This window comes from Acinetobacter sp. P37 (assembly GCF_057480965.1).
Window position 1 is genome coordinate 1 of the sequence record NZ_JBLIYY010000057.1, and the last position, 306, is coordinate 306.

The following is a 306-nucleotide window of genomic DNA, read 5'->3' on the forward strand; positions in this document are numbered from 1 at the left end:
ATGAACAAATTATTTCAACTCAAATATATTCTGTTAATGATTTTTCCAGCCTTCGTCAGGTCAGGAAACTGTGATAAATCACAGAGCTTAATAACAATGGAGCGAATCATACGCCACTTTGTTGCTAAGCTCTATAACCTAAACACTTGATCGCTTAAGGACTAAGCTAACAATCGTTTGATTGTTTATTTTAGCTTCGTTCTCTATACATTGCGTAGCAATGTATGGTGGAGACTAGGAGAGTCGAACTCCTGACCTCCTGCGTGCAAAGCAGGCGCTCTACCAACTAAGCTAAGTCCCCAGCTT

1 tRNA gene is annotated in these 306 nt (G+C 40.2%); it reads right to left on the reverse strand.

Going from position 1 to position 306, the window contains the following annotated elements:
- Positions 1–225: 225 nt before the first annotated feature.
- A tRNA-Ala gene (locus AC25JC_RS17365) sits at positions 226–301 on the reverse strand.
- Positions 302–306: the final 5 nt, after the last annotated feature.